Genomic DNA, 22,820 nt, shown 5'->3' with positions numbered 1-22,820 from the left:
ACCTGCGGAGGAACCGGGACACTCCGCGGTGCCGCGCGACCGTGCCGACATCTCCCCGTAACAAAGCGGCCAGTACAGTACAGGAATGGTGACCCTCAGGGAGCAGATTATCGCCGACCTCGGCGTCAAGGCGGCAGTGGAACCGAAGGTGGAGATCCGGCAGCGGGTCGACTTCCTCAAGGACTACCTCCGGTCGACCCCGGCCAAGGGCTATGTGCTCGGGATCAGCGGCGGGCAGGACTCCACGCTGACCGGCAAGTTGTGCCAGCTGGCGGCCGAGGAGCTGCGGGCCGAGGGGCACGAGGCCACCTTCCTCGCGGTGCGGCTGCCGTACGGCGTGCAGGCCGACGAGCACGACGCGCAGATCGCGCTGGAGTTCATCGGTCCGGACCGTTCGGTCGCGGTGAACGTCAAGCCGGGCGCGGACACCGTCTCCGCCGAGGTTGCCCGCGCACTGGCCCAGCTCTCCGAAGAGGAGCCGGAGCTGCGGGACTTCGTGCGCGGCAACGTCAAGGCTCGTGAGCGCATGGTGATCCAGTACGGGCTCGCCGGCCAGTTGGGGCTGCTCGTCGTGGGTACCGACCACGCGGCCGAGGCGGTGACCGGCTTCTTCACGAAGTACGGCGACGGAGGGGTGGACCTGACCCCGCTCACCGGACTGACCAAGCGTCAGGGTGCCGCGCTGCTCAGCGAGTTGGGCGCACCGGAGAGCACCTGGGAGAAGGTGCCGACGGCGGATCTGGAGGACGGCCGCCCCGCATTGCCGGACGAGGTCGCGCTCGGCCTGAAGTACTCCGAGATCGACGACTACCTGGAGGGTGCGGAGGTCGCCCCCGGTGTTGCGGCGAGGCTGGAGTCGATCTACCAGGCGTCCCGGCACAAGCGCACCGTCCCTGCGACCCCGCTCGACGACTGGTGGAAGAGCTGACCGCCGCGGATGACCGCCGCACCCTGACCGCGGCGCACTGACCACACCTCCACGGACCCGCCCCCGGGCCCACGGGCCGAGCCCGGCCGCCGACCGCGACAGCGTCGGCCGCCGGGCTTCGTGCTGCCCGGACGCCACTCGGGCCGCCCGGCGCGGGCGCGAACCCGGCGCACCCCGCGCCCGGTTCACCGCGCAGGGCCTCCCCGCCCCTGACGCTCCTCCACATCGAAGCCGTCTTGTGACCAGGGGTGATGTTCACACCCACCTAAGGGGAGGCTAACCTAAGCGGCATGAGAGCTGGTGAGAGCATTTCCGGCGCGGCGTACGCCCCTGCCGTTGTCGGCGCGCCGCCTACGCGCGGTCACGGACTGGCCGCCGACGCGGTGACCGTCGCCTACGGCCGGACGGACGTGGTGCACGCGGCGAGTCTCGCCCTGCGTCCCGCCGAGGTGACCGCGCTGGTGGGTCCGAACGGCAGCGGCAAGTCGACGCTGCTGCGCACTCTCGCCCGGCTCCAGAACGCGCGCAGCGGTTCGCTCACCGTGGACGCGGGCACCGAGGAGGCCACCGACGGCTTCGCACTCGGGGCCCGTGAATTCGCCCGGTGCGTCGCGCTGCTGACGCAGTCCCGGTCCACCCCGGGCGGCCTCAGCGTCCGGGACGTGGTCGAGTTCGGCCGCTACCCGCACCGGGGCCGCTGGGGCCGTCCGGACCCGGAAGGCGCCGCCGCGGTGGACCGCGCGCTCGCCCTCACCGGCGTCGAGGACCTCGCCGGACGGGGCGTCGAACAGCTCTCCGGCGGGCAGCTCCAGCGCGTCTGGCTGGCGAGCTGCCTGGCGCAGGAGACCGGCGTCCTGCTCCTGGACGAACCGACCACCTATCTCGACCTCCGCTACCAGGTCGAACTCCTCGACCTGATCCGCGATCTCGCCGACCTCCACGGCATCGCCGTGGGTGTCGTCCTCCACGACCTCGACCAGGCGGCGGCCGTCGCCGACCGGGTCGCCCTGCTCCACGCGGGACGCGTCGTCGCCGACGGCGCGCCCGAGGACGTGTTCACACCGGAGTTGCTGTCCGACGTCTACGGAATCCGTATCGACGTCGACACCGATCCGTCCACGGGCCGGCTGCGCACCCGCGCGATAGGCCGCCACCACTCCAGATCCGAAAGGCTCAGCACCTCCTCATGAAGCGTCACCTCCTCGCCGCGGCCACCGTCGCCGTCGCCGCCCTCTCGCTGACCGCCTGCGGCACTTCGGAGCCGTCCACGGACGACTCCGCCGCCTCCTCCGCGAAGCCCGCCTCGCAGAAGATCACCGTCACCGACGCCACCGGCACCAAGGTGACCCTCGACGGGCCGGCGACCAAGGTCGTCGCCACCGAGTGGAACGTCATCGAGGACCTGGTCACCCTGGGCGTCGCCCCCGTGGGCGTGGCGGACGTGAAGGGGTACGCCGCGTGGAACACCGCGGCCCCGCTCACCGGCAACCCGAAGGACATCGGTACCCGCGGCGAGCCGAGCATGGACACGGTCGCGGCCCTCGCGCCGGACCTCGTGGTCGCCACCGACGACCTCTCCCCCGACGTGGTGGCGCAGCTGCGCAAGGTCGCCCCGGTCATCCAGGTGACCTCCGCCGACGGCGCCGACCAGGTCGGCACGATGACCAAGGGTCTCGACCTCATAGCCCAGGCCACCGGCAAGACCGCCGAGGCGGACTCGGTGAAGAAGGAGTTCGAGGCGAACATCGCCAAGAACAAGAAGGCCCTGGAGGACGCCGGTCTCGGTGGCGCCTCCATCGCCTCCGCCGACGGTTACGTCGACGCCAACCAGGTCTCCGTCCGTGCCTACACGGCCAAGTCCCTGCTGGGCGCGATGAACGAGAAGCTCGGTCTGAAGAACGCCTGGACGGTGGAGGGCGACAAGGCGTACGGCCTCGCGACCACCGATGTCGAGGGTCTCACCAAGCTCGGTGACGTCCACTTCAGCTACGTCGCCAACGACGTGGACGGCGACGCGTTCGCGGACAACCTGTCGAAGAACGCGGTCTGGAAGTCGCTCCCGTTCGTCAAGGACGGCAACGTGCACCGGCTGCCCGACGGCGTCTGGATGTTCGGCGGCCCGCGCTCGATGGAGGCGTACGCCGACTCCCTCGTCGACGCCCTGACGAAGAAGTAGCGCGCCGTGGCCGTCATCGACAACACCGCGGTGGGCCGTGACCGCACCGCCGCGGCCACGACGGGCGCGGTCGCGGTGACGGCCGGGCTCGTGCTGCTCGTCCTGGTCCTCGCCGTCGTCGACATCACCCAGGGCACCGCCGACGTCGGCGCGTCCCAGGTCTGGGACGCTGTCCTCGGCCGGGCCGACACGGGGGACTCCTCCGTCGTCATCGCGTCCCGGCTGCCCCGCATGGTGGCCGGCGTCCTCGTCGGGCTGGCGCTCGGCGCGGCCGGTACCGCCCTCCAGGCCGTCAGCCGCAACGTCCTCGCCGCGCCGGACACTCTCGCGGTGAACGCCGGTTCGTACCTGGCGCTCGGGGTGGTCGCCGTCACCGGCGTCTCGCTGCCGTTCCTCGCCTCCTCGGGGGCCGCGTTCGTCGGCGGCCTCGCCGCGGCGGCCGTGGTGCTCGGGCTTTCCGGACTCGGCAAGGGGACGGTCCGTCTGGTCCTCGCGGGCAGCGCGCTGATGCTGGGTCTGAACGCGGTGACCGAGGCGCTGCTGCTCCTCTTCCCGCAGAAGACCGAGGGTCTCTACCGGTGGGGCCAGGGCGGCATCGGGCAGAACGGGTTCGACGGGGTCCAGCAGATGCTGCCGGCCGTCGTGGTGGGTCTGGTCGGGCTGCTGCTCGTCGCCCGCCGGGTCGACGCGCTCGGCCTGGGCGACGACGCCGCCCGGGGGCTGGGCGTGCCGGTCCGGGGCACCCGGATCACCGCGGTCGTGCTCGCGACGCTGCTCTCCGCGGCGGCCGTCACGCTCGCGGGGCCGATCGGCTTCGTCGGCCTCTGCGCCCCCGCGCTGGTACGCCCGCTGTCCCGCCGGTTCCGCGGGCTCGTACGGTTCCGCGTCGGCATGCCGGTCGCCGGGCTGATGGGTGCCGCCCTCATCCTGGGCGCGGACGTCGCTCTGCGGGCGCTCGTTCCCGCCGACCTCGCCGTGGAGGTGCCCACGGGTGTCGTCACGACCGTGGTCGGCGGTGTGTTCCTGGTCGCGATGGCGCTCCGTACCAAGGACACCGCTTCGGCCGAGGCGCCGGACCGGCTGCGGATTCCGGGCCGCACCGCGTACCTGGTCACCATGGCCGTCCTCGTCGTCGCCCTGGTGGGCACGGTCGTCGCGGCGGTGCTCGTGGGCGACGCGAAGCTGCTGCTCGGCGACGTCGTGAACTGGGCGCAGGGGAGGTCCGGACGGGTCGTCACCTACGTCCTGGACACCCGCGTCCCCCGCGTGCTGGCCGCCCTCCTGGCGGGCGCCGCCCTGGCCCTGTCCGGCACGCAGGTGCAGGCGGTGACCCGTAACCCGCTCGCGGAGCCGGGCATTCTCGGCGTCACGGGCGGCGCGGGGCTCGGTGCCGTACTGGTCGTCACCACGGTGACCGCGGCGAGTTCCTGGGTGATCGCCGGAGCGGCCTTCGCCGGTGCGGCGGTAGCCTCCGGGCTCGTCTTCGGGCTTGCGGCACGGAGCGGTTTCGGGCAGAACCGGCTGGTCCTGCTCGGGATGGGGGTGTTCGCCACCACCACGGCGCTGATCAGCCTGGTCATCGTGCTCAGCGACCCGTTCGACACGACGCGTGCCCTGACCTGGCTGTCCGGCTCCACCTACGGCCGGAACATGCCGGACGTGCTGCCGGTCGCGGTGGTGCTGGCGGTGGGCCTGGTGTGGTCGGTGGTACGCCGCCGGGAGCTGGATCTCGTCGCGCTGGACGAGAACACCCCGAGGCTCCTCGGGCTGCATCTCACCCGGGCCCGCCTCGGCTTCCTCGTCGTGTCGGTGCTGCTCGCGGCGTCCGCCGTCGCGGCTGCCGGCCTGATCGGCTTCGTCGGCCTGGTCGCCCCGCACGCGGCGCGCGCCCTGGTCGGCCGGCGGCACGCCCGGGTCGTCCCGGTCGCGGTGCTGCTCGGCGCGATCCTGGTCTGCCTCGCGGACATGGTCGGCCGCTCGGTGATCGCTCCGGCGCAGCTCGGTGCGGGCCTGATGACCGCGGTCATCGGTGCCCCGTACTTCCTCTACCTGCTGGTCCGCACCCGCCGCTGAGTCGCACCGCCGCATGCGTACGCCCCGCCCGTCCCGGAGACCGTTCCCGGGAGGGGCGGGGCGTTCCGTGCGTACGGGCCGGCCCTCAGTGGGCGAACTGGCAGATCCCGCGCGGCAGATAGGTGCCGTGGCCGGCGTGTCCGACGTACGCGCGGTTGTCGATCACCGTGACGCCGCGCGAGATGACGGTCTCCACCCGGCCGGTGACGCGCTTGCCCTCGTAGGCGGAGTAGTCGACGTTCATGTGGTGGGTGGTGGCCGAGATCGTCTGCTCGGCGTGCGGGTCGTAGATGACGATGTCGGCGTCGGAGCCGGGGGCGATGGTGCCCTTCTTCGGATACAGGCCGAACATCCGGGCGGGGGTGGCGCAGGCGATCTCGATCCAGCGGCGCAGCCCGATGTGTCCGTCGACGACGGCCTGGTGGAGCAGGTCCATCCGGTTCTCCACGCCGGGCATGCCGTTGGGGATCTTGGAGAAGTCGTCCCGCCCCATCTCCTTCTGCCCCTTGAAGCAGAACGGGCAGTGGTCGGTGGAGACCACCTGGAGGTCGTTGGTGCGCAGCCCGCGCCAGAGCGCCGCCTGGTGCTCCTTCGGGCGCAGCGGGGTGGAGCAGACGTACTTGGCGCCCTCGAAGTCGGGTTCGGCGAGGTTGTCGGTCGACAGGAAGAGGTACTGGGGACAGGTCTCGCCGAACACCGGGTGGCCGTCGTCGCGGGCGCGCGCGATCTCGGCGACGGCCTCCTGCGCGGAGACGTGGACGACGTAGAGGGGCGCCCCGGCGACCTGGCTGAGCTTGATCACCCGGTGCGTGGCCTCCGCTTCGAGCAGCGCCTTGCGGACCTCACCGTGGTAGCGGGGGTCGCGTTCGCCGCGCGCGAGCGCCTGCTCGACGAGGACGTCGATGGCGAGGCCGTTCTCGGCGTGGGTCATCACCAGCCCGCCGTTGGAACCGGCCTGCTGCATGGCCCGGAGGATCTGCCCGTCGTCGGAGAGGAACACCCCCGGGTAGGCGGTGAAGAGCTTGAACGAGGTGACTCCGGCCGAGACGAGCTGGTCCATCTCCTTGAGCGAGGAGGCGTTCACGTCCGACATGATCATGTGGAAGCCGTAGTCGATCGCACACCTGCCCTCCGCCTTCTCGTGCCAGGCGTCGAGCCCCGCCTTGAGCGATCCGCCCTTGGACTGGATGGCGAAGTCCACGATGGTCGTCGTGCCGCCCCAGGCGGCGGCCAGGGTCCCGGTCTCGAAGGTGTCGGAGGCGTACGTACCGCCGAACGGCATCTCCATGTGGGTGTGGGCGTCCACCCCGCCCGGGATCACGTACTTGCCGGTGGCGTCGATCCTCCGCCCGGTCCAGCCCTCGGCCACGTCGCTGCCGTGGGCGGCGAGCGCGATGACGCGGCCTCCCTCGATCAGCACATCGGCGTGGATCTCGTCGGACGCGGTGACGACGAGACCGCCGTGGATCACGGTGCGGCTCATTTGCCTCTCCTCGCTGTGCCGGGAACGGAGCCCCGGGGTGCGGGACCCCGGGGGTGGTGCGGGTGCGGGAAGGGGAGCCATGAGGCTGTCCCGGTGCGCTCAGCCCGCCGCGCGCAGCGCCTCGCCCAGGATCGACGCGCCTTCCTCCGCCTCGGCGACGGACAGGGAGAGCGGCGGGGCGATGCGCAGCACGCTGGTGCTGTGTCCACCGCCCTTGCCGATGAGCAGTCCGCCCTCGCGCGCCGCCTCCAGGACGGCAGCGGCCGCTTCGGGGTCGGCCCGGTCGGTGCCGGGCTCCACGAGTTCGATCCCGATCATGAGCCCGCGCCCGCGCACTTCGCGCACCGAGGGCACCCGTGCGGCGAGGGCCCGCAGGCGTTCGATGAGCAGTCCGCCGACCCGGCGGGCGTTGCCCTGGAGGTCGTGGTCGAGGAGGTACGTGAGGTTGGCGAGGCCGGCCGCCATGGTGACGGGTGAACCGCCGAACGTGGAGATGGAGTTGGCGTCCAGGCAGTTCATCACCTCGGCGCGGGCGACGACTCCGCCGATGGACATGCCGTTGCCGATGCCCTTGGCGAAGGTGAGGATGTCCGGCGGGCCGTTCTCGGCGTGCGCCTGCCAGCCCCAGAAGTGGTCGCCGGTCCGGCCCCAGCCGGTCTGCACCTCGTCGGAGATCCACAGGACGCCGTGCCGGTCGAGCACTTCGCGGAAGGCGGCGTAGAGGCCGTCCGGCGGGGAGGTGAAGCCGCCCACCCCCTGGATCGGCTCGGCGATGAGCGCGGCGGGGCCCCGGGTGTGCCCGAGCAGGTCCTCCAGGTCGCGTACGCAGGCCGCGGTGAACTCGGCGTCGCTCAGCTTCGCGTACGGCCCCCGGGTACGCACCCCGCCGTGCACGTACAGGGTCTGGAGCGGGGAGAGGGTGGTGGGTGACCAGCTCCGGTTGCCGGTGACGGAGACCGTCGAGAACGATCTGCCGTGGTAGCTGTTGCGCATCGCGAGGATCTGGTTGGACCCCTGGTAAGTGGTGGCCAGCAGCAGGGCGGTGTCGTTGGCCTCGGTGCCCGACGTCGTGAAGAAGACACGCGCGTCGGGGATGCCGGAGAGGGTGGCGACGCGTTCGGCGAGGTCCACCAGCGGGCGGTTGAGGTAGAGGGTGGAAGAGTGCACGATCCGCCCGGCCTGCTCGCTGATCGCCTTCGTCACCTCGGGCAGCGCGTGCGCGGTCATGGTGGTGAGGATGCCGCCGAAGAAGTCCAGATAGCGGTTGCCGTCCGCGTCCCAGACGTGGCGGCCCTCGCCGTGGGTGATCTCCAGGGGCCGCTCGTAGTAGAGGCTGAGCCAGTCGGGGCTGACGGCGCGGTGGCGCGCGAAGAGGCCGGTCACGGCTCCACCAGCCCGTCGTAGGCGTCGGGGCGGCGGTCGCGGTAGAAGGCCCACTGGTTGCGGACTTCTTCGATCAGGTCGAAGTCCAGGTCCCTGACGAGGAGTTCCTCCTCCTTGTCGCTGGCGACGTCACCGACGAACCGGCCGCGCGGGTCGACGAAGTAGCTCGTGCCGTAGAAGTCGTTCTCGCCGTACTCCTCCCGGCCGACCCGGTTGATCGCGGCGATGAAGTACTCGTTGGCGACGGCCGAGGCGGGCTGTTCCAACTGCCAGAGGTAGCTGGAGAGTCCGCGCGAGGTGGCGGAGGGGTTGTACACCAACTGCGCCCCGTTGAGTCCGAGTTGACGCCACCCCTCGGGGAAGTGCCGGTCGTAGCAGATGTAGACGCCCACCTTGCCGACCGCCGTGTCGAAGACGGGCCAGCCGGCGTTTCCGGGCTTGAAGTAGTACTTCTCCCAGAACCCCTTGACCTGCGGGATGTGGTGCTTGCGGTACTTGCCGAGGTACGAGCCGTCGGCGTCGATCACCGCGGCGGTGTTGTAGTAGAAGCCGGACTGCTCGATCTCGAAGACCGGCACCACGATGACCATGCCGGTCTCGCGGGCCAGGTCCTGCATCCGGGAGACCGTGGGGCCGTCCGGCACGGGTTCGGCCCAGCGGTAGTGCTCCGGCTCCTGCACCTGGCAGAAGTAGGGGGCGTTGAACACCTCCTGGAACCCGATGATCTGCGCCCCCTGCCGGGCGGCCTCGCGCGCGTGCTCCTCATGTTTGGCGATCATGGATTCGGTGTCGCCGGTCCAGGTCGCCTGGACGAGTGCGGCGCGAACGACGTGGGACATGAGCTGCTCCTTCGACGCGACGTCAGAGCCTCTACGCGTTTTCTACGCGGGTGGACACGGAAGGTAGGAGGAGAACCTAAGCCCCTCCCCACGGCGGGGCAAGACCATCGCCGTGAACCGGCCGAGTCGATCACATTTCGCACCCGAGCGGTCCACTCCCCCGCCGGAGAACCCCGGATGCGCGCCGGAAGCCGCCCGCACGGCCCCCCGCGCCCGCTCATGACGGGCCGTCACGCACCCGCGAGGCCCGCGACCCGCAGAGCGTGCACGAGGTCCCACTCCCGGGCCGCGGACACCGTGCGGGCCGCCGCGAGCAGTTGGGGAACGAGACGGGCCGGACTCGCGCCGGCGACGCGTGCGGCGTCCTGCGGGGACCTCACGCGGACGAAGGCGCCCAGGAGTTGTCCCGCCTCGGCATCGCGGCCCGCCAGGTCGAGGGCGACCGCCGCGTCGGCCACCTCCTCGGCCGACCGGGAGGCGCCCTGCCGCAGAAGCCGCCCGCAGTCCTCGTCACGTCCGGCCTCCGCGAGGGCTCCGACCGCCGCCGCCAGCCCGGCGGCGGGCAGCGAGGACACCTCCCACAACAGGGTGGTCCAGTCGGCGCCGAGACCGGCGAGCCCCAGCGCCACGGCGAGCACCGGCAGCCGCTCCGCAGGCCAGGCGGCCGCCTCGCAGAGCACCGCGTACGCCTCTCCCGTACGTCCCTCCGCGCGCATCGCCAGGAGCAGCGCGACCACGTCGGCGGCGGCCCGCACGGTCTCAGGGTCGGCGGCCGGGACCGGAGCCGGCACCTCGGGGTCCGCGTCCGCCGCCCGTGCGGCGCCGCCGAAGCGGGCACCGCGGGGCTTCGGTGCGGACGGTGCGGCGGAAGGCAGCAGGGGGAGCGCCGAAGGCGCGGGCCCGGCCCCGTCCTCGTCGACCTCCAGCCCGGCGAACCGGGCACCCCTCGGCTTCCTCCGCACCGGCTTCGGGGCGGGGCCCGCCGAATCGCGCGGTGCGGGCACGGTGGGCGACGAACCGGCCTGTTCCGTACGGACGTTCGGCGCGCGCTGTTCCCGCACGGCGGTCACGGGGCCCTCCTCGTACCCGTCCCCCTCGGCCCGGAACCAGCCGCTCGGGGCCGCGATCGCCGTCAGGCGGGTGCGGATCTCGTCGCAGCGGGCGGAGGCGCGGCGGTGGTCGTCCTGGGCCCAGGCGAGCGCCTGCCGGTCGGCGTTGCGCGCTCCGCCCGACCCGGCGGCGCGCAGCCGGCGGGCCGCCTCCTCCTGCTCGCCGATCATCAACTCAAGGCGGTGGTACAGCTCCTGACGCCCACCCGGAAGCCGGTCGCGGGCCGCCGCCGAGGCCGAGTAGAGGGAGGCGGCCCGTACGGACTCCTGTTCGGCGAATTGCGTACCGCAGGCGGCGGCCAGATCCTGCAAAAGTGACTCGACCACGTCCCAGGGCGGCACCTCGACACCGTCGAAGCAGGCCCGCATTCCGCCAGGATCACGCCGGAGGAAGACTCCGTACCAACCACTCCCAGGATCCAGGCGAGCGGCCAACTCCCCCAGGAAACGCGCGAACTCGTCCACTTCGACCACGTGCTGATACACCGTCATCGCCGCCCTCGTCGGCCCTCGGCTGGAACCCTCCAGTCAGCTGGCATTCGACCGCAGCCGTGTTACGGCGCGGCTACGCCCGCTTTTCGAGTCCGAGGCGCCGGGAGTCCGGGGCGCACGACCGCGCGCGTACGCCCCCGGGGCACGCACCGCCTCAGAAGGTCACCGCGATCCCGGTGTGCGGCCGCTTCCCGAGCCGTACGACCATGGCCGGCCAGTCGACCAGCCAGAACTTCCAGGTGTACTTGCGGGCCAGCGCCTTGCGTACGGTCGCCATGTCCGCCCCGTCGACGAGCCGGGCGGTCCCTTCCGCACCGACCGCGCCCTCCGCGATCCGGCCCTTGACGTCGCAGACGGTGACACGAACACGGGGGTCACGGCGGAGCCGCTTCACCTTCCACGAGTCGGAGCGGGTCCATACGTAGAGCGTCCCGTCGTCGGCGGCCGCCCATACCGGCGTGGCGACGGGGGTGCCGTCCTTGCGGTAGGTGGTCAGGCTGACGTACTCGCTGCGCGCGAAGTCCTGGAGAGTCACGGCCCGAGCCTAAGGGCTGTCCGGCCGATCAGGACCGGACAGGACGCGGCGTCTGGTGCGGTGCGTCGCGAGGCGCCGGAATGCCCGCATCGCGGAGCGACTCGCGCATTTCGGCAACGCCGCGAGGAGCCGTGCCAGGCACCGCGGACCTCGGTCGAGATCCGCCGGACACACCCTGAGGCTCGACGACGCTTCTCAGGCACCCAGCGGCAACAAGCGACCGGCCGGGGCGGACGCCTGCCCGACCGAGGCCACCTCCACGGCTCCCGGCTCCTGGGCGCAGCCCGCGAAAATCTCGTCCAGGGTGAGGCCGAGGGCGGCGGCGATGGCGGCGACCGTGAAGAAGGCGGGCGTGGGGGCACGGCCGGTCTCGATCTTGCGGAGGGTCTCGGCGGAGAGGCCGGCACTCGCCGCGACGGCGACCATGCTGCGCCCGCCGCGGGCCTCACGGAGCAGAGTGCCGAGCCGCTCGCCGCGGCGGCGCTCTTCGGGGGTCAGGGGTGTGCGAACCATGCCGTCATTCTAATACCGCTTCGACCGGTATAGTAATTGGCATGGTGCAACTCAAGACGGAAACCTCCCTGTCCGCGATGCGCGAGGCCGGCCGGGTCGTGGCGCAGATGCTGACCGCCACGCGCGAGGCCGCGGAAGTGGGCGTCAGCCTGCGCGACCTCGACGCCCTGGCGCACGACGTAATGCGCGAGGCCGGGGCCGGATCGCCCTTCCTCCACTACCACCCGCACTTCGCGCCCGTACCGTTCCCCGCGGTGATCTGCGCGTCGGTGAACGACGCGATCGTGCACGGGGTCCCCAACGGCTACCGGCTGCGCGACGGCGACCTGGTCAGCATCGACGCGGGCGCGACACTGAACGGCTGGGTCGGCGACTCGGCGATCAGCTTCACCGTGGGCCGCGCGCGCCCCGCCGACACCCTGCTGATCGACACCGCGTACGCGGCGCTGGACGCGGGCATCGCGGCGGCCGTCGTGGGCAACCGCATCGGCGACATCGCCCATGCGATCGGCACGGTCTGCCGCGCGGCGGGCTACGGCATCCCCGAGGGGTTCGGCGGGCACGGCGTGGGCCGGTCCATGCACGAGGACCCGTCCGTGCCCAACGAGGGACGGCCGGGCCGGGGGCTCCCCCTGCGCCACGGCATGGTGCTGGCGATCGAGCCGATGCTGATCGCCGGCGGCGGGGACTACTTCCGGCCGGACGCGGACGGCTGGACGCTCCGGACCACGGACGGCAGCCGGGCCGCCCACGCCGAGCACACGGTGGCCATCACCGACGACGGCCCCCGCATCCTGACGGCGCTCTGAACCAGGGGCCTGAGGGACGGGCGGCCTGAACCACGGACCGCCTGAACCACGGACCGGCCTGAACCGGTCCCCCGGTTCAGGCCGGTCCGTGGAGGTTCGGGCCGCCGGGCTCAGTGACTGCCGTCGCTGGGCGTCACCACCATGGCCGAGCCGCCGCCGCGGCGTACCGTCTCGGCCGCGGCCAGCCATCGCCCGTCGGGCAGCCGCTCGACGCCGGTGGCCGCGCCGATCTCCGGGTTCAGCTTGAACACATGGCCGAGGGACTCCAACTGGGCCCGCAACGGGCTGTCCCAGAGGGCGGGTTCGAGCTCGGTGGTCGCCGCGTTGCGCTGACTGGCGCGGGGCGCGGCGATGGCGTCGACGAGCGGCAGTCCCCGGTCGAGCCGTCCGGTCAGGGTCTGGAGCACGGTGGTGATGATGGTCGCCCCGCCCGGCGATCCGAGCGCCAGCACCGGCTTGCCGTGGTCGAGCACGATGGTCGGCGAGATCGAGGAGCGCGGGCGCTTGCCCGGACCGGGCAGGTTCGGGTCGTGCACGGCCGGGTTGGCGGGCGCGAAGGAGAAGTCCGTCAGCTCGTTGTTGAGCAGGAATCCGCGTCCGGGCACCGTGATGCCGCTGCCGCCGGTCGACTCGATGGTGAGGGTGTAGGCGACGACGTTGCCCCACTTGTCGGCGGCCGTCAGGTGCGTGGTGTTCTCCCCTTCGTACGTCGTCGGGGCAGCGGTCCCACCCGTCGCGCAGGGGGTCGGGGAGCTCGGGTCACCGGGAGCCAGCGGGCTGGTCAGCACGGCGTCGTCGCGGATGAGGCAGGCGCGCGAGTCGGCGAACCGCTGACTGAGCAGTCCGGCCGTGGGGACGTCCTCGAACGCGGGGTCGCCGACCCAGCGCCCCCGGTCCGCGAAGGCGATCCGGCTCGCCTCGATGAACCGGTGCAGGTACTGCGCCTGGCTCGCCTTCGAGAGGTCGGTGGACTCCAGGATGTTGAGGGCCTCACCGACGCTGGTGCCTCCGGACGAGGAGGGCGCGATGCCGTAGACGTCCAGTCCGCGGTAGCCCACCTTGGTCGGCGCCTGCCGCAGCGCGCGGTATGCCTTCAGGTCCTTGGTGGTCAGGTCACCGGCCCGCGCGACACGGCCGGACGCCGGGTCGACGGGAGGCTTGCGCACGGTGCGCACGATGTCGTCGGCCAGGTCGCCCCGGTAGAGCTCCCCGACCCCTTCGCGGCCGAGCGTCTCGTACGTACGGGCCAGGTCCGGGTTCTTGAACACCGAGCCCACGACCGGGAGTTCGCCGCCGGGCAGGAAGAGCTTCGCGGTGGCCGGGAAGTCGGCGAACCGCTCCTGGTTCCCCTCGGTCTGGCTGCGGAAGGTGCTGTCCACGACGAACCCGTCGTGGGCGAGGCGCTCGGCGGGCTTCAGCAGAGTGCCGAGCGACTTGGTGCCCCAGGTGTCGAGCGCCTTGTCCCAGGTGGCGGGGGTGCCGGGGGTGCCGATGCTGAGACCGCTGGTGACGGCGTCGTTGAAGGCGAGCGGCTTGCCGTCCTCCAGGAAGAGCGAGGAGTCGGCGGTGCGGGGCGCCGTCTCGCGGCCGTCGATGGTCTGCACGGTACGGGACTTGGCGTCGTAGTAGACGAAGTACCCGCCGCCCCCGATCCCGGCCGAGTACGGCTCGGTGACGCCGAGCGCGGCGGCGGTCGCCACGGCCGCGTCCACCGCGTTGCCGCCCTTGCGCAGCACCTCGATACCGGCCGCGGTGGCGTCCGCGTCCACGCTGGCCACCGCTCCCCCGTACCCGGCGGCCACCGGCGTCTTGACCGGTGGGCCGGGCCGCGGCGACGATCCGGCGGGGGCTGCCGCCCCGACGGACGCCACCACGGCGAGCACTGCCAGGACCGATACGTTCCGTCCGACAGGACGACGCATGCGTACCTCCAGTTGACGATCGTCCGCGCAGACTAACCCCGGCCCGGCCGGATCGTCAGGACCGCCTCGAACGGGCACCCGGATGCCCGCCGCTGTTTCCGGCCATGCCTGAGGACGTACGCGACGGGCCTTGTTCCCGGGCTTCTTGCCATGTCTGCGCGGCTGACCGGCGCTGCGGGAGGAGCCGGCCCGACGGGACGCCGGCCGGCGGCTCAGTGCCGTGCGAGCGGGACCTCCGTCCGTGCGTCGTCGCTCCGTGCGAGGACCTGGTCCAGGGCCCAACGGCCGGTCCCTAAAGCCGTGATGAGGAGGAACGCCCAGCAGAACATCGCGGCCGCCTCACCGCCGTTCTCGATGGGCAGAAGCCCGGTCGCCTGGTGCGTGCCGAAGTAGGCGTACGCCATGGAGCCGGAGCAGAGCACCGCCGACGCCCGGGTGCCGTAGCCCACGAGCACCAGGACGCCTCCGGCCAACTGGATGAGTGCGGCCCACCAGCCGGGCCACTCCCACAGGCGCGGGGACGGGCCGTGGGGGCCGCCGAACACGCCGAACAGAGCCGCCGCTCCGTGGCAGGCGAACAGCAACCCGACGACGACGCGGAACAGTCCGAGTACACCGTCACGGTTCTTGTCGAGCAGACCCATGGGTTTCCTCACTCTCGTGTGATCCCGGACGGGGGGGTGTTCGTCCGGGAGGCCAGGGGGCGGTCGGTGGGTTGCGACGCCGCACGTCCGACGCGGCGTGGAAGGCCTGGCGGCATGACGGGGCTTCGGCGCGGCCGGAGCCCAGTCACGGGCCGACAGGCAGGTACAGCGGATGGATCAGCCGTGGATCAGCCGGTGGATCAGCTGGTGGGGAAGTTGTCGGAGGTGCTGATCCGGCTCTTGAGCAGCGTGCCCGACTCGGTCAGCACGCCGCTGCTGCTGTAGTCGGTGCCGTCACAGGTGCCGGGCTGGAACGCCGCACTGCTTTCGGGGGCGTCGCTGTAGGTCCAGTTCGCGTAGCCGATCTTCAGCTGATCGAGCAGGTCGAGCCAGGCCGTGGTGCTCGTCCGGTCCAGCGCACCGCCACCGGTGGCGCTCACGGTTCCGAACTCCGTCACGAACATCGGAAGTCGGGCGGCCGCCCGGCTCAGCGCGGCACGGTAGTTGTCCTTGTGGCTCGCGGCGTAGAAGTGGAACGCGTACATGATGTTGGCCGCATTGACAGGGCTGTTGACGACCTCGCTCTCGCTGGAGCCGTCGGAGACGCCCAGCGAGGACCAACCGCGGGTACCGACGACGACGACCGCGTCCGGGTCGGCGGCCCGGATCACCGGGATGACCTGTTCGGCGTAGCTCTTGATGGCAGCCCAGCTCACGCCGTTGGGCTCGTTGGCGATCTCGTAGATCACGTTCTTCTTGTCCGCGTTGCGGGCCGCGACGGACGCGAAGAACGTCTTCGCGCGTGCGAGGTTGTAGTTCGGGTCGCCCGGCGTCAGGGTGTGGAAATCGATCATCGCGTACAGGCCACGGGCTTCGGCCATGTCGACAAGGCTGTTCACCCGGCTGGTGAAGCCCGCCGGGTCGGTCTCGTAGCCCTCTTCCTGCACGTACATGGCGACGCGCAGCAGGTCCGCCTTCCAGTCCTGCGCCAGGGCGTCCATGGACGCGTCGTTGTAGCACCCGCTGAACCACTGAATGCCGTGGGTGCTCATCCCCCGAAGCTGGATGGGGCGGTGTACTGGTTGCACAGGTTCACGCCGCAGACGTGCACCTGCCCGTTGATGCCCAGGGGGGTGCCGGTGGTCGGGCCGGGCGTCGTCGGATCGGGCGTCGGATCGGGCGTCGGGTCACCGCCGATCGAGCCCGTGCAGGCGACGCCGTTGAGTGCGAACGCCGCGGGCTTCGGGTTGGCACCCGTGAAGGAGCCGGTGAATCCCACGTCGACCGACGCGCCGGTGGCCAGCGCGCGGTTCCAGTCGAGGCCGGCGGCGGTGACCGTGGAACCGGACTGTGTCCAGGTGGCGTTCCAGCCCTGGACGAGCTTCTGCCCCGCGTCCGGCATGGTGAACGCAAGCGTCCACGCGGACACCGGCCCGCCCAGGTTGGTGATCTTCACTCCGGCCTGGAAGCCGCCCTGCCACTGACTGGCGAACGTGTAGTCGACCTTGCATCCGGCGGCAGCCACCGCCTGAGGGCTGAACAGGGCCGTGAGGCCCAGGACCGTCGCGCAGGTCGCCAGTAGAGCCAGAAGGCGTTTCACAGCATTTCTCCTCGTGCGCAGGGGGGTACGCGATGGGACGCTCCCGCAGCTCGCTGTCCCGAAAGCGGTCCATTCCGCCCGGTCGGCGGAACCGATCCTGGCGCGGGACCGAGCGAGCCGACCGCTCGTCGCCGTGACGGCGCCCTGCGGGCCGATCGTGCCGGTCCCGAGATCTTCGGGGTGCGCCGCTACGGGAGACGCGCGTGGTCGCGTACCGGAAAGGAAGATGTGGGAGCGCTCCCAATCTCGGGATCGCACGACACACCGTCAAGCTCTTGGACACGATTTGCCGCCGCCGAAGCGCGCGAAAAGTTTCGGACCAGCCGATCCGCCCCGCCCCTCGCGCATTCCCGTCCGATGGATTGTCAGGGGCATGGCGCGCTCCTGCAGTTCTCGTGAACCTTCTATGGGAGCGCTCCCAAATCGGGCGGCAGGGACGCTCCCGACGCACTGATCGCCCCCGTCCAGCCACCCCTCGCGCGCGGCTGTTCCACGGCCCGGTCGCCGCGTGCACCCGACGCTGTCGCCGCCGTGCGCACGCGCACGGTCCCGCAGCCTCCCGCCCCGGAAAGCCGCCCCGTGACGAGCACAGGAGACAGACCCCACCCGAGCACAACCCCCACACAGGCACTGGAGACTTCCATGGCTCAACGCAAGAATCGATTAGTCGCTCTGGCGGCGGCGCTCGCGACGCTGCTCGGCGGGATCGCCCTGACCCTGCTGGGCCAAGGCAGCGCGCAGGCCCACGGCGTGGCGATGTCACCGGGGTCGCGCACCTACCTCTGCTGGCTGGACGCCAAGACCAGCACCGGCTCCCTGGACCCGACCAACCCGGCGTGCAAGGCCGCGCTCGACGAGAGCGGCGCGAACTCCCTGTACAACTGGTTCGCCGTGCTCGACTCCAACGCCGGTGGCCGAGGGGCGGGTTACGTCCCGGACGGAACGCTGTGCAGCGCCGGCAACCGGTCGCCGTACAACTTCACCGGCTACAACGCCGCCCGCTCCGACTGGCCGCGCACGCACCTGACGTCCGGCGCCACGATCGAGGTCGATCACAGCAACTGGGCAGCGCACCCCGGCGAGTTCCGGGTGTACGTGTCCAAGGCCGGCTACTCGCCCAGCACCGAACTGGGCTGGGACGACCTGGAGCTGATCCAGACCGTCAGCAACCCGCCGGCGGTCGGATCACCGGGCACCGACGGCGGCCACTACTACTGGAACACGACCCTGCCGTCGGGCCGCTCCGGCGACGCGATCATGTTCATCCAGTGGGTGCGTTCCGACAGCCAGGAGAACTTCTTCTCCTGCTCCGACCTCGTCTTCGACGGCGGCAAGGGCGAGGTGACCGGCATCCGCGGCGCGGGCAGCACGCCGACTCCCACCCCGACTCCGACGCCCACCCCGACACCCACCCCGACTCCGACGCCCACCCCGACGTCCACGCCGACACCCACCGACCCGCACACCGGCTGCATGGCCGTCTACAGCGTGACGAACTCCTGGAGCGGCGGTTTCCAGGGCTCCGTCGAGGTCATGAACCACGACACGACGGCGCGTGACGGCTGGGCCGTGAAGTGGACGCCCGGCACGGGCACCAAGGTGAGCCAGGTGTGGAACGGTGCGCTGACCACCGGGTCCGACGGCACTCTGACGGTCAAGAACGTCGACTACAACCGGACCATCCCGCCGGACGGCAGCGTCACCTTCGGCTTCACGGCGACGTCGACCGGCAACAACTTCCCGATCGGCTCGGTCGGCTGCGTCAACCCGTAGGGCGTGTGTCAAAAGCAGCGCCGGTTCCCGCGTCATGTGGGAACCGGCGCTCGTCGTGCCCCGGTTCGGGGCGTCCTCGGCTCCGCGCCGGCATCGTGACGAGAAGCCGACCGGCCCGCCCTCCGGCCGAACGACGGCACTTCGACGGCACTTCGACGGCGCTTCGACGGCGCTTCGGCTGCCTTCGACGGCATTCGACGGCACACCCCGGCCGCCGTGGTAACCGGAACACCCCTCGCCGGCTGCCGCGGGCCGGCGTCACGGGGCTTTCCGCAGGGTGAAGTTGCCGGTGGTCGTCCTTCCCTTCTGGAGCTTCACCTCGGCGACGGCCGATTGGTAGCCGTCCCTGGACACGGTCACGGTGAGCGGGGCGCCTCGGGCATCCGTCCACAGGGCGAAGGTGCCGTCCGCCGCGGCCGTCAGGGTGTGGCTCGACGCCCGGCCGTCGATCCGGACGGTGGCCCCGGCGAGCGGTACGGTGCCGCCCGTGCCGTCGGAGCCGAGGATCGTGCCGGTGTACGCGCCCCAGTTCTTCGGCGGGTCGACGTGCATGGTCACCGGGATCGCGGAGACCCGGTACGGCGTGTCGCTGCCCACGCCCAGATTCGCGGTGTACACGCCCGGCCGGGTGATCTCGTCGACCGTGGAATCCAGGGAGACGGCCACGACGGCACTGGCGCCGGGCGCGAGAGTCACCCGACTCCTGTCGACGTCGAGCCAGGTCACATCCTCGACGACCTGGTCGTACCCGGGCAGCACCTCGGCCGTGGCGACCGGCTGGGCCCCGAGAAGGCTGGTGCGCACGCCGCCCACGCTGTAGAAGCCGGGGGCTCCGCCGCCGCGGTAGACCGCGGCGGAGACGTTCGGCAGCACGCTCCAGGTGTTGGCTTGCGGGTCGTAGGCGAAACTCTGGTTGGTGATGCCGTCGGGCACCCTGCCGCCGACGGTGAGCAGTTGTCCGTTCGCGGCGGTGTGGGCCGAACCCCAGAGGGTGGTCGGCAGATCGGCGATCGGCGACCAGCTGTTGGACGAGGGGTCGTAGGCGTAGGCGTGCTTCGTGGGTGTGTCAGCCGTACCGCCGGCGCAGTAGAGCAGGCCCGCGATCGAGCCGCACGCGCTCCAGGAGACGGGCTCGGGGTACGGAGCCCTCTCCGACCAACTGTCGGTGGACGGGTCGTAGGCGTCCACGTCGGTGGTGCCGCACCCCGTCTCGGAGCAGCCGCCGATGACGTACAGCTCGCCGTCCAGGACCGCGTTGCCCGAGGCCGCGGAGGGCTTGGGCGAGGAGGCGCCGGTGGTCCAGCTGTCGGACGACGGGTCGTAGATCTCCAGCCGGGCGTCGACCGAGCCGTCGGTGCGCCAGCCGCCGACGGCGTAGAGCTTGCCGTCGATGCTGCCCATGGCGGCCTTTGAACGGGCCTCGGCCGCCGAGGCCCGTTGCGACCAGGCGCCAGAGTCGGCGTCGTAGGCGTACAGATCGGAGGTGTAGTCGCTGCCGGTGTAGCCGTAGGCGGAGTAGAGCTTTCCGCCGTCCACGGCGACCGCGTTGTCCGAGACTGCCGTGGGCAGGTCGGCCACCGGCTTCCAGGCATCGCCACCGACCGCGGGTGCCACCGCCGAACGCGTGCTCCCGGTACCGGACTTGTCGAGCTGCTCCCGCAACGGTGCGTAGTCACCCGGCACCACCTGGAGCGGAGCGCCCTGAGCGCTCGGGGCGGCCCCTGTACGCGAGGTGCCCGGATACTCGTGGAGGGAGAGGGTGGCGGGTGCCCCGCCGGTGTTCTTCACGGTCAGCTTCCGGGTGCCGGTGCCGCCCCAGTCCAGCGATTCGTCGACGGCTGCCGGGGTGATGGTGAGCCGTCCGGCGTCGAGAGCGAGGCCGGCCTCGGTGGTGCGGTCCGGCGCCGACCGCACGGTCCTGGTGGCGGAGGCGTATCTGCTCTTGGCCGCCGTGAGGGAGTGGTTGCCTACGGTGTCGGAGAACAGCCAGTAGAAGCCGTCGCCGAGGTCCGGGTCGTCCGGGGTGGCGACGGTCGTGGCGGACCGCGCTGGGGCGTCGGTGACGGTGGCTCCGACGACTCCGTCACCGGTGTTGGCGTCGGTGACGGTACCCGCCAGCAGGCCGCCGGCCACCGGGGCATAGGCCCGGTCGCCGACGAAGACGTTGTCGAGGGCCCACCAGTATCCCCAGCTGCCGGTGAAGTGGAACCTCACCCGCACCGAGGAGGCGCCGGCGTAGTCGGTGAGCGGGATCTCCACGTGACCGGTCCAGTTGACGGTCCGCGTCCACAGGGTGGTCCAGGTGTCGCCGCCGTCGGTGGTGACGTCCACGGCGGCGGTCTGCCCGGAGTACCCGCGGTAGTCGGTGTCGAACGAGATCTGGGGTCTGGTGTAGCCGCTGAAGTCGTGGACCGGGCTGAGCATCGAGCTGTCCTGGTGGTTGCCCCAGCCGGCCGCGTCGCTGTCGACCACGGCGAAGGCTCCGTCGCCACCGGTGTGATTGCCGCGGTTTCCGGGGTCCGCGAACTCCCAGCCGCCCACGGAGCCGGCGGCTTCGACGACGTTCCAGTGCATACGCGCGGCGGTGGTGGAGTCGAACGGCTCGGTGGGACCGGTGAACCGGAGCTCGTAACCCGCGGCGGTGGCCGCTTCCACATCCACCGGGACGGCGAAGTTCACGGTGCGGGGCGAGGTTGTGACAGTCACGTCCTCGGTCACTGTCCGGTAGCCGGGGTACCGGGCGGCGACCTTCAGGGTGTAGGCCCGGTCCTCGGGAATCCGGAGCTGGTAGGTGCCGGTGTAGGGGTCGGTGGAGACCGGCGCGCCGGGCATGCCGTCGACGGTGACCGTCGCGTACAACGGCCAGCCGTGGCCGCTGTCGGTGACCTTGCCGGTCACGGTCTGACGGGGCACCGGCGCCAGCGCGAAGTTCTCCGTGACCGAGCCGCCGTCGGTGACGACCACCGCCGCGGTCGTTCTGCCCGCGTAACCGTAGGCGGCGGCGGTCAGGTCGTAGCTGCCGGACGGCAGCGCGAGGGAGTAGTGGCCGTCGGCGTCCGTGACGGCCCGGAGGTCGCCTGCCGTGATCACGGCCCTGGGCAGCGGAGCCCCGGAGGTGTCGGTGACCGTGCCACTCACCGTGCCGTGCGGGTAACTGCGGAAGGACGTCAGGCCGTCGGGGGTTCCGAGCCCGGTCGGACCGTCGTAGCCGGTCCCTGCGGTGCAGAGGTAGCTGGTGGCGCAGTTGCCGTTCGCGCCGCTGGTCACGTCGTTGAGGCCGGAGGGTGTGAGGTACGGGTAGGCGTTGGGGTAGTCGTCGGCGGCGGGTGCGTCGGCGGCCGCGTAGACGCCGGCGATGATCGGGGACGAGGCGCTGGTGCCGCCCATCACCCCCCAGCCGTCGCTGCCGTAGGTCTGGTAGACCGCCACACCGGTGAGCGGGTCGGCGACCGCGGAGACGTCCGTCACGGACCGCGTGTCACATCCGGTGTCGCTCTGGAAGGCGGGCTTGGGTTCGTAGGCCGAGCAGCCCGAACCGGTGCCGCCGTAGCCGTTGTGCCACACCGACTCGGACCAGCCGCGGGCGGCGCCGGTGTCCCTCTTGAGCGCGGTACCGCCGACGGCGGTCACGTACTGCGAGGCCGCCGGGTACGCGACGCCGTAGCCGAGGTCTCCCGAGGCCGCGACCATCGCGACGCCGGGGTGGTTGTAGTGGGCGTCGAAGTCGGTGGTCTCGGCGGGGTCCTCGCCGCTGCCGGGCGTGGGGTCGTACGCGCTCCCGTAGGAGTTGGAGACGTACTGGGCTCCTTGGGCGACGGCCTGGTCGACCGCGGCGAAGATGTCCTCGACACGGTCGCTGTCGGCTTCGACCAGCAGGATGTGGGCACCGGGCGCGGCCGCGGAGACCATGTCCATGTCGAGCGACGCCTCACCGGCCCAACCCGAGTCAGGGGGCGGATAGTCCGAGCCGCCCCGCTGGTCGATCTTGCGGAAGCAGCCATGGGCGGTGGTGCATTCGGGCAGACCGTACTGGGCACGGTAGACGGCCAGGTCGGATTCGGCCGCCGGGTCGTCGTAGGCGACCACGATGGCCACGGTCCGGCCCTCGCCCCCGTCGCCCGGCAGGTTGTACGCACTCCACAGATCCGCGGGGCCATAGCCACCGGGCGTCGCGGTGGCCGCCACATCGCCTCGTCCGACGCCGAGGTCGGTGCGTCTCATCGCGAAGCAGCCGACCCTGCCGGGCTGGGGCGCGTCGCACATCTGCGCGACGGAGGGCTTGCTCCGCGGTGTCGACGTGGCGGCCGGCTCCGCTCCCGCAGCTGCGGCGAGGGGCAGACCCGCACCCACCACCGCCATCGCGGAGGAGACGACGACGGCCAGCCGTACGGGTATGCGCAGTGCACCCGGTCTGAACGGCCTCGGTATTCGCAACGCGTGACTCCTGTGATGTGGCGCGCCGGGGCAGTCGTGCCCAGCCTTGCGGTCGACGGCGGGCACGTGTTTCCAGCATGTTGTGTCGCGGACGGACTCAGGGCGAA

The 22,820-nt window shown here is 71.6% G+C and carries 15 protein-coding genes and 1 pseudogene; 6 read left to right on the top strand and 10 right to left on the bottom strand.

Features of this window, described 5'->3' with window-relative positions; translation table 11 throughout:
- The first annotated feature begins 85 nt into the window (after positions 1-85).
- The 4 genes from nadE to OHA55_RS27975 all read left to right on the top strand — a co-directional run bounded on the left by nadE (position 86) and on the right by OHA55_RS27975 (position 5,177).
- The gene (gene nadE / locus OHA55_RS27990; protein ID WP_323180504.1) at positions 86-928 is read left to right on the top strand and encodes an ammonia-dependent NAD(+) synthetase; all 843 of its coding nucleotides are present in this window, start codon (positions 86-88) and stop codon (positions 926-928) included.
- Between the two features lie 290 nt (positions 929-1,218).
- Positions 1,219-2,118 carry an ABC transporter ATP-binding protein gene (locus tag OHA55_RS27985; RefSeq protein WP_266711504.1) on the top strand — a complete coding sequence of 300 codons (900 nt, stop codon included), beginning with the start codon at positions 1,219-1,221 and terminating at the stop codon, positions 2,116-2,118.
- A complete protein-coding gene (locus tag OHA55_RS27980) occupies positions 2,115-3,104 on the top strand; it encodes an iron-siderophore ABC transporter substrate-binding protein (protein WP_266711502.1) in 990 nt (329 codons plus the stop codon). The genes OHA55_RS27985 and OHA55_RS27980 overlap by 4 nt, the downstream gene beginning before the upstream one ends.
- A gap of 6 nt (positions 3,105-3,110) precedes the next feature.
- Positions 3,111-5,177, top strand: coding sequence for an iron ABC transporter permease (locus OHA55_RS27975; RefSeq protein WP_266711500.1), 2,067 nt, complete (start codon positions 3,111-3,113; stop codon positions 5,175-5,177).
- Between the two features lie 85 nt (positions 5,178-5,262).
- Here the strand turns inward: OHA55_RS27975 and hydA are convergent, their stop codons facing one another.
- The 6 genes from hydA to OHA55_RS27945 all read right to left on the bottom strand — a co-directional run bounded on the left by hydA (position 5,263) and on the right by OHA55_RS27945 (position 11,531).
- Positions 5,263-6,660 carry a dihydropyrimidinase gene (gene hydA, locus OHA55_RS27970; protein WP_266711498.1) on the bottom strand — a complete coding sequence of 466 codons (1,398 nt, stop codon included), beginning with the start codon at positions 6,658-6,660 and terminating at the stop codon, positions 5,263-5,265.
- Positions 6,661-6,759: 99 nt separating this feature from the next.
- Positions 6,760-8,043, bottom strand: a complete 1,284-nt coding sequence (locus OHA55_RS27965) for an aspartate aminotransferase family protein (protein WP_266711496.1) — start codon at positions 8,041-8,043, stop codon at positions 6,760-6,762.
- Positions 8,040-8,882 (bottom strand): nitrilase-related carbon-nitrogen hydrolase, encoded by an 843-nt coding sequence (locus OHA55_RS27960; RefSeq protein ID WP_266711494.1) that lies wholly within the window; start codon positions 8,880-8,882, stop codon positions 8,040-8,042. Before OHA55_RS27960 ends, OHA55_RS27965 begins: the two co-directional genes overlap by 4 nt.
- A 230-nt stretch (positions 8,883-9,112) precedes the next feature.
- Positions 9,113-10,483 (bottom strand): hypothetical protein, encoded by a 1,371-nt coding sequence (locus OHA55_RS27955; protein ID WP_266711492.1) that lies wholly within the window; start codon positions 10,481-10,483, stop codon positions 9,113-9,115.
- Between the two features lie 154 nt (positions 10,484-10,637).
- Positions 10,638-11,018 carry a PPOX class F420-dependent oxidoreductase gene (locus tag OHA55_RS27950; RefSeq protein WP_266711490.1) on the bottom strand — a complete coding sequence of 127 codons (381 nt, stop codon included), beginning with the start codon at positions 11,016-11,018 and terminating at the stop codon, positions 10,638-10,640.
- 195 nt (positions 11,019-11,213) lie between these two features.
- Entirely contained in the window at positions 11,214-11,531 is a 318-nt protein-coding gene (locus OHA55_RS27945) for a helix-turn-helix domain-containing protein (protein ID WP_266711488.1), read from the bottom strand.
- Between the two features lie 41 nt (positions 11,532-11,572).
- On the opposite strand from OHA55_RS27945, the gene map reads away from it, so the two are divergent.
- Positions 11,573-12,340 carry a type I methionyl aminopeptidase gene (gene map, locus OHA55_RS27940; protein WP_266711486.1) on the top strand — a complete coding sequence of 256 codons (768 nt, stop codon included), beginning with the start codon at positions 11,573-11,575 and terminating at the stop codon, positions 12,338-12,340.
- A 110-nt stretch (positions 12,341-12,450) separates the two neighbouring features.
- On the opposite strand, the gene ggt is transcribed toward map, so the two are convergent.
- The 3 genes and pseudogenes from ggt to OHA55_RS27925 form a co-directional block, all read right to left on the bottom strand.
- Entirely contained in the window at positions 12,451-14,262 is a 1,812-nt protein-coding gene (gene ggt / locus OHA55_RS27935) for a gamma-glutamyltransferase (protein WP_266711484.1), read from the bottom strand.
- A gap of 212 nt (positions 14,263-14,474) precedes the next feature.
- Entirely contained in the window at positions 14,475-14,906 is a 432-nt protein-coding gene (locus tag OHA55_RS27930; RefSeq protein WP_266711482.1) for a DoxX family protein, read from the bottom strand.
- Positions 14,907-15,106: 200 nt separating this feature from the next.
- Positions 15,107-16,506 (bottom strand): annotated as a pseudogene (locus OHA55_RS27925) (cellulase family glycosylhydrolase).
- A gap of 642 nt (positions 16,507-17,148) precedes the next feature.
- Here OHA55_RS27925 and OHA55_RS27920 point away from each other — a divergent pair.
- The gene (locus OHA55_RS27920) at positions 17,149-18,279 is read left to right on the top strand and encodes a lytic polysaccharide monooxygenase (RefSeq protein ID WP_266711480.1); all 1,131 of its coding nucleotides are present in this window, start codon (positions 17,149-17,151) and stop codon (positions 18,277-18,279) included.
- 258 nt (positions 18,280-18,537) lie between these two features.
- Here OHA55_RS27920 and OHA55_RS27915 read toward each other — a convergent pair whose 3' ends face one another.
- Complete coding sequence (locus OHA55_RS27915) at positions 18,538-22,713, bottom strand: carboxypeptidase regulatory-like domain-containing protein (protein WP_266711478.1); 4,176 nt, start codon at positions 22,711-22,713, stop codon at positions 18,538-18,540.
- Between the last annotated feature and the right edge of the window lie 107 nt (positions 22,714-22,820).

This window comes from Streptomyces sp. NBC_00102, from assembly GCF_026343115.1.
Taxonomy (GTDB): Bacteria; Actinomycetota; Actinomycetes; order Streptomycetales; family Streptomycetaceae; genus Streptomyces.
This window is presented reverse-complemented; position numbering and strand designations above follow the sequence as displayed.

Excerpts from the sequence above, each read along its gene's own strand:
- nadE (WP_323180504.1), top strand. The coding sequence starts at position 86 with ATGGTGACCCTCAGGGAGCAGATTATCGCCGACCTCGGCGTCAAGGCG.
- OHA55_RS27985 (WP_266711504.1), top strand. The coding sequence starts at position 1,219 with ATGAGAGCTGGTGAGAGCATTTCCGGCGCGGCGTACGCCCCTGCCGTT.
- OHA55_RS27980 (WP_266711502.1), top strand. The coding sequence starts at position 2,115 with ATGAAGCGTCACCTCCTCGCCGCGGCCACCGTCGCCGTCGCCGCCCTC.
- hydA (WP_266711498.1), bottom strand. The coding sequence starts at position 6,660 with ATGAGCCGCACCGTGATCCACGGCGGTCTCGTCGTCACCGCGTCCGAC.
- OHA55_RS27960 (WP_266711494.1), bottom strand. The coding sequence starts at position 8,882 with ATGTCCCACGTCGTTCGCGCCGCACTCGTCCAGGCGACCTGGACCGGC.
- OHA55_RS27955 (WP_266711492.1), bottom strand. The coding sequence starts at position 10,483 with ATGACGGTGTATCAGCACGTGGTCGAAGTGGACGAGTTCGCGCGTTTC.
- OHA55_RS27945 (WP_266711488.1), bottom strand. The coding sequence starts at position 11,531 with ATGGTTCGCACACCCCTGACCCCCGAAGAGCGCCGCCGCGGCGAGCGG.
- map (WP_266711486.1), top strand. The coding sequence starts at position 11,573 with ATGGTGCAACTCAAGACGGAAACCTCCCTGTCCGCGATGCGCGAGGCC.
- ggt (WP_266711484.1), bottom strand. The coding sequence starts at position 14,262 with ATGCGTCGTCCTGTCGGACGGAACGTATCGGTCCTGGCAGTGCTCGCC.
- OHA55_RS27930 (WP_266711482.1), bottom strand. The coding sequence starts at position 14,906 with ATGGGTCTGCTCGACAAGAACCGTGACGGTGTACTCGGACTGTTCCGC.
- OHA55_RS27920 (WP_266711480.1), top strand. The coding sequence starts at position 17,149 with ATGGCTCAACGCAAGAATCGATTAGTCGCTCTGGCGGCGGCGCTCGCG.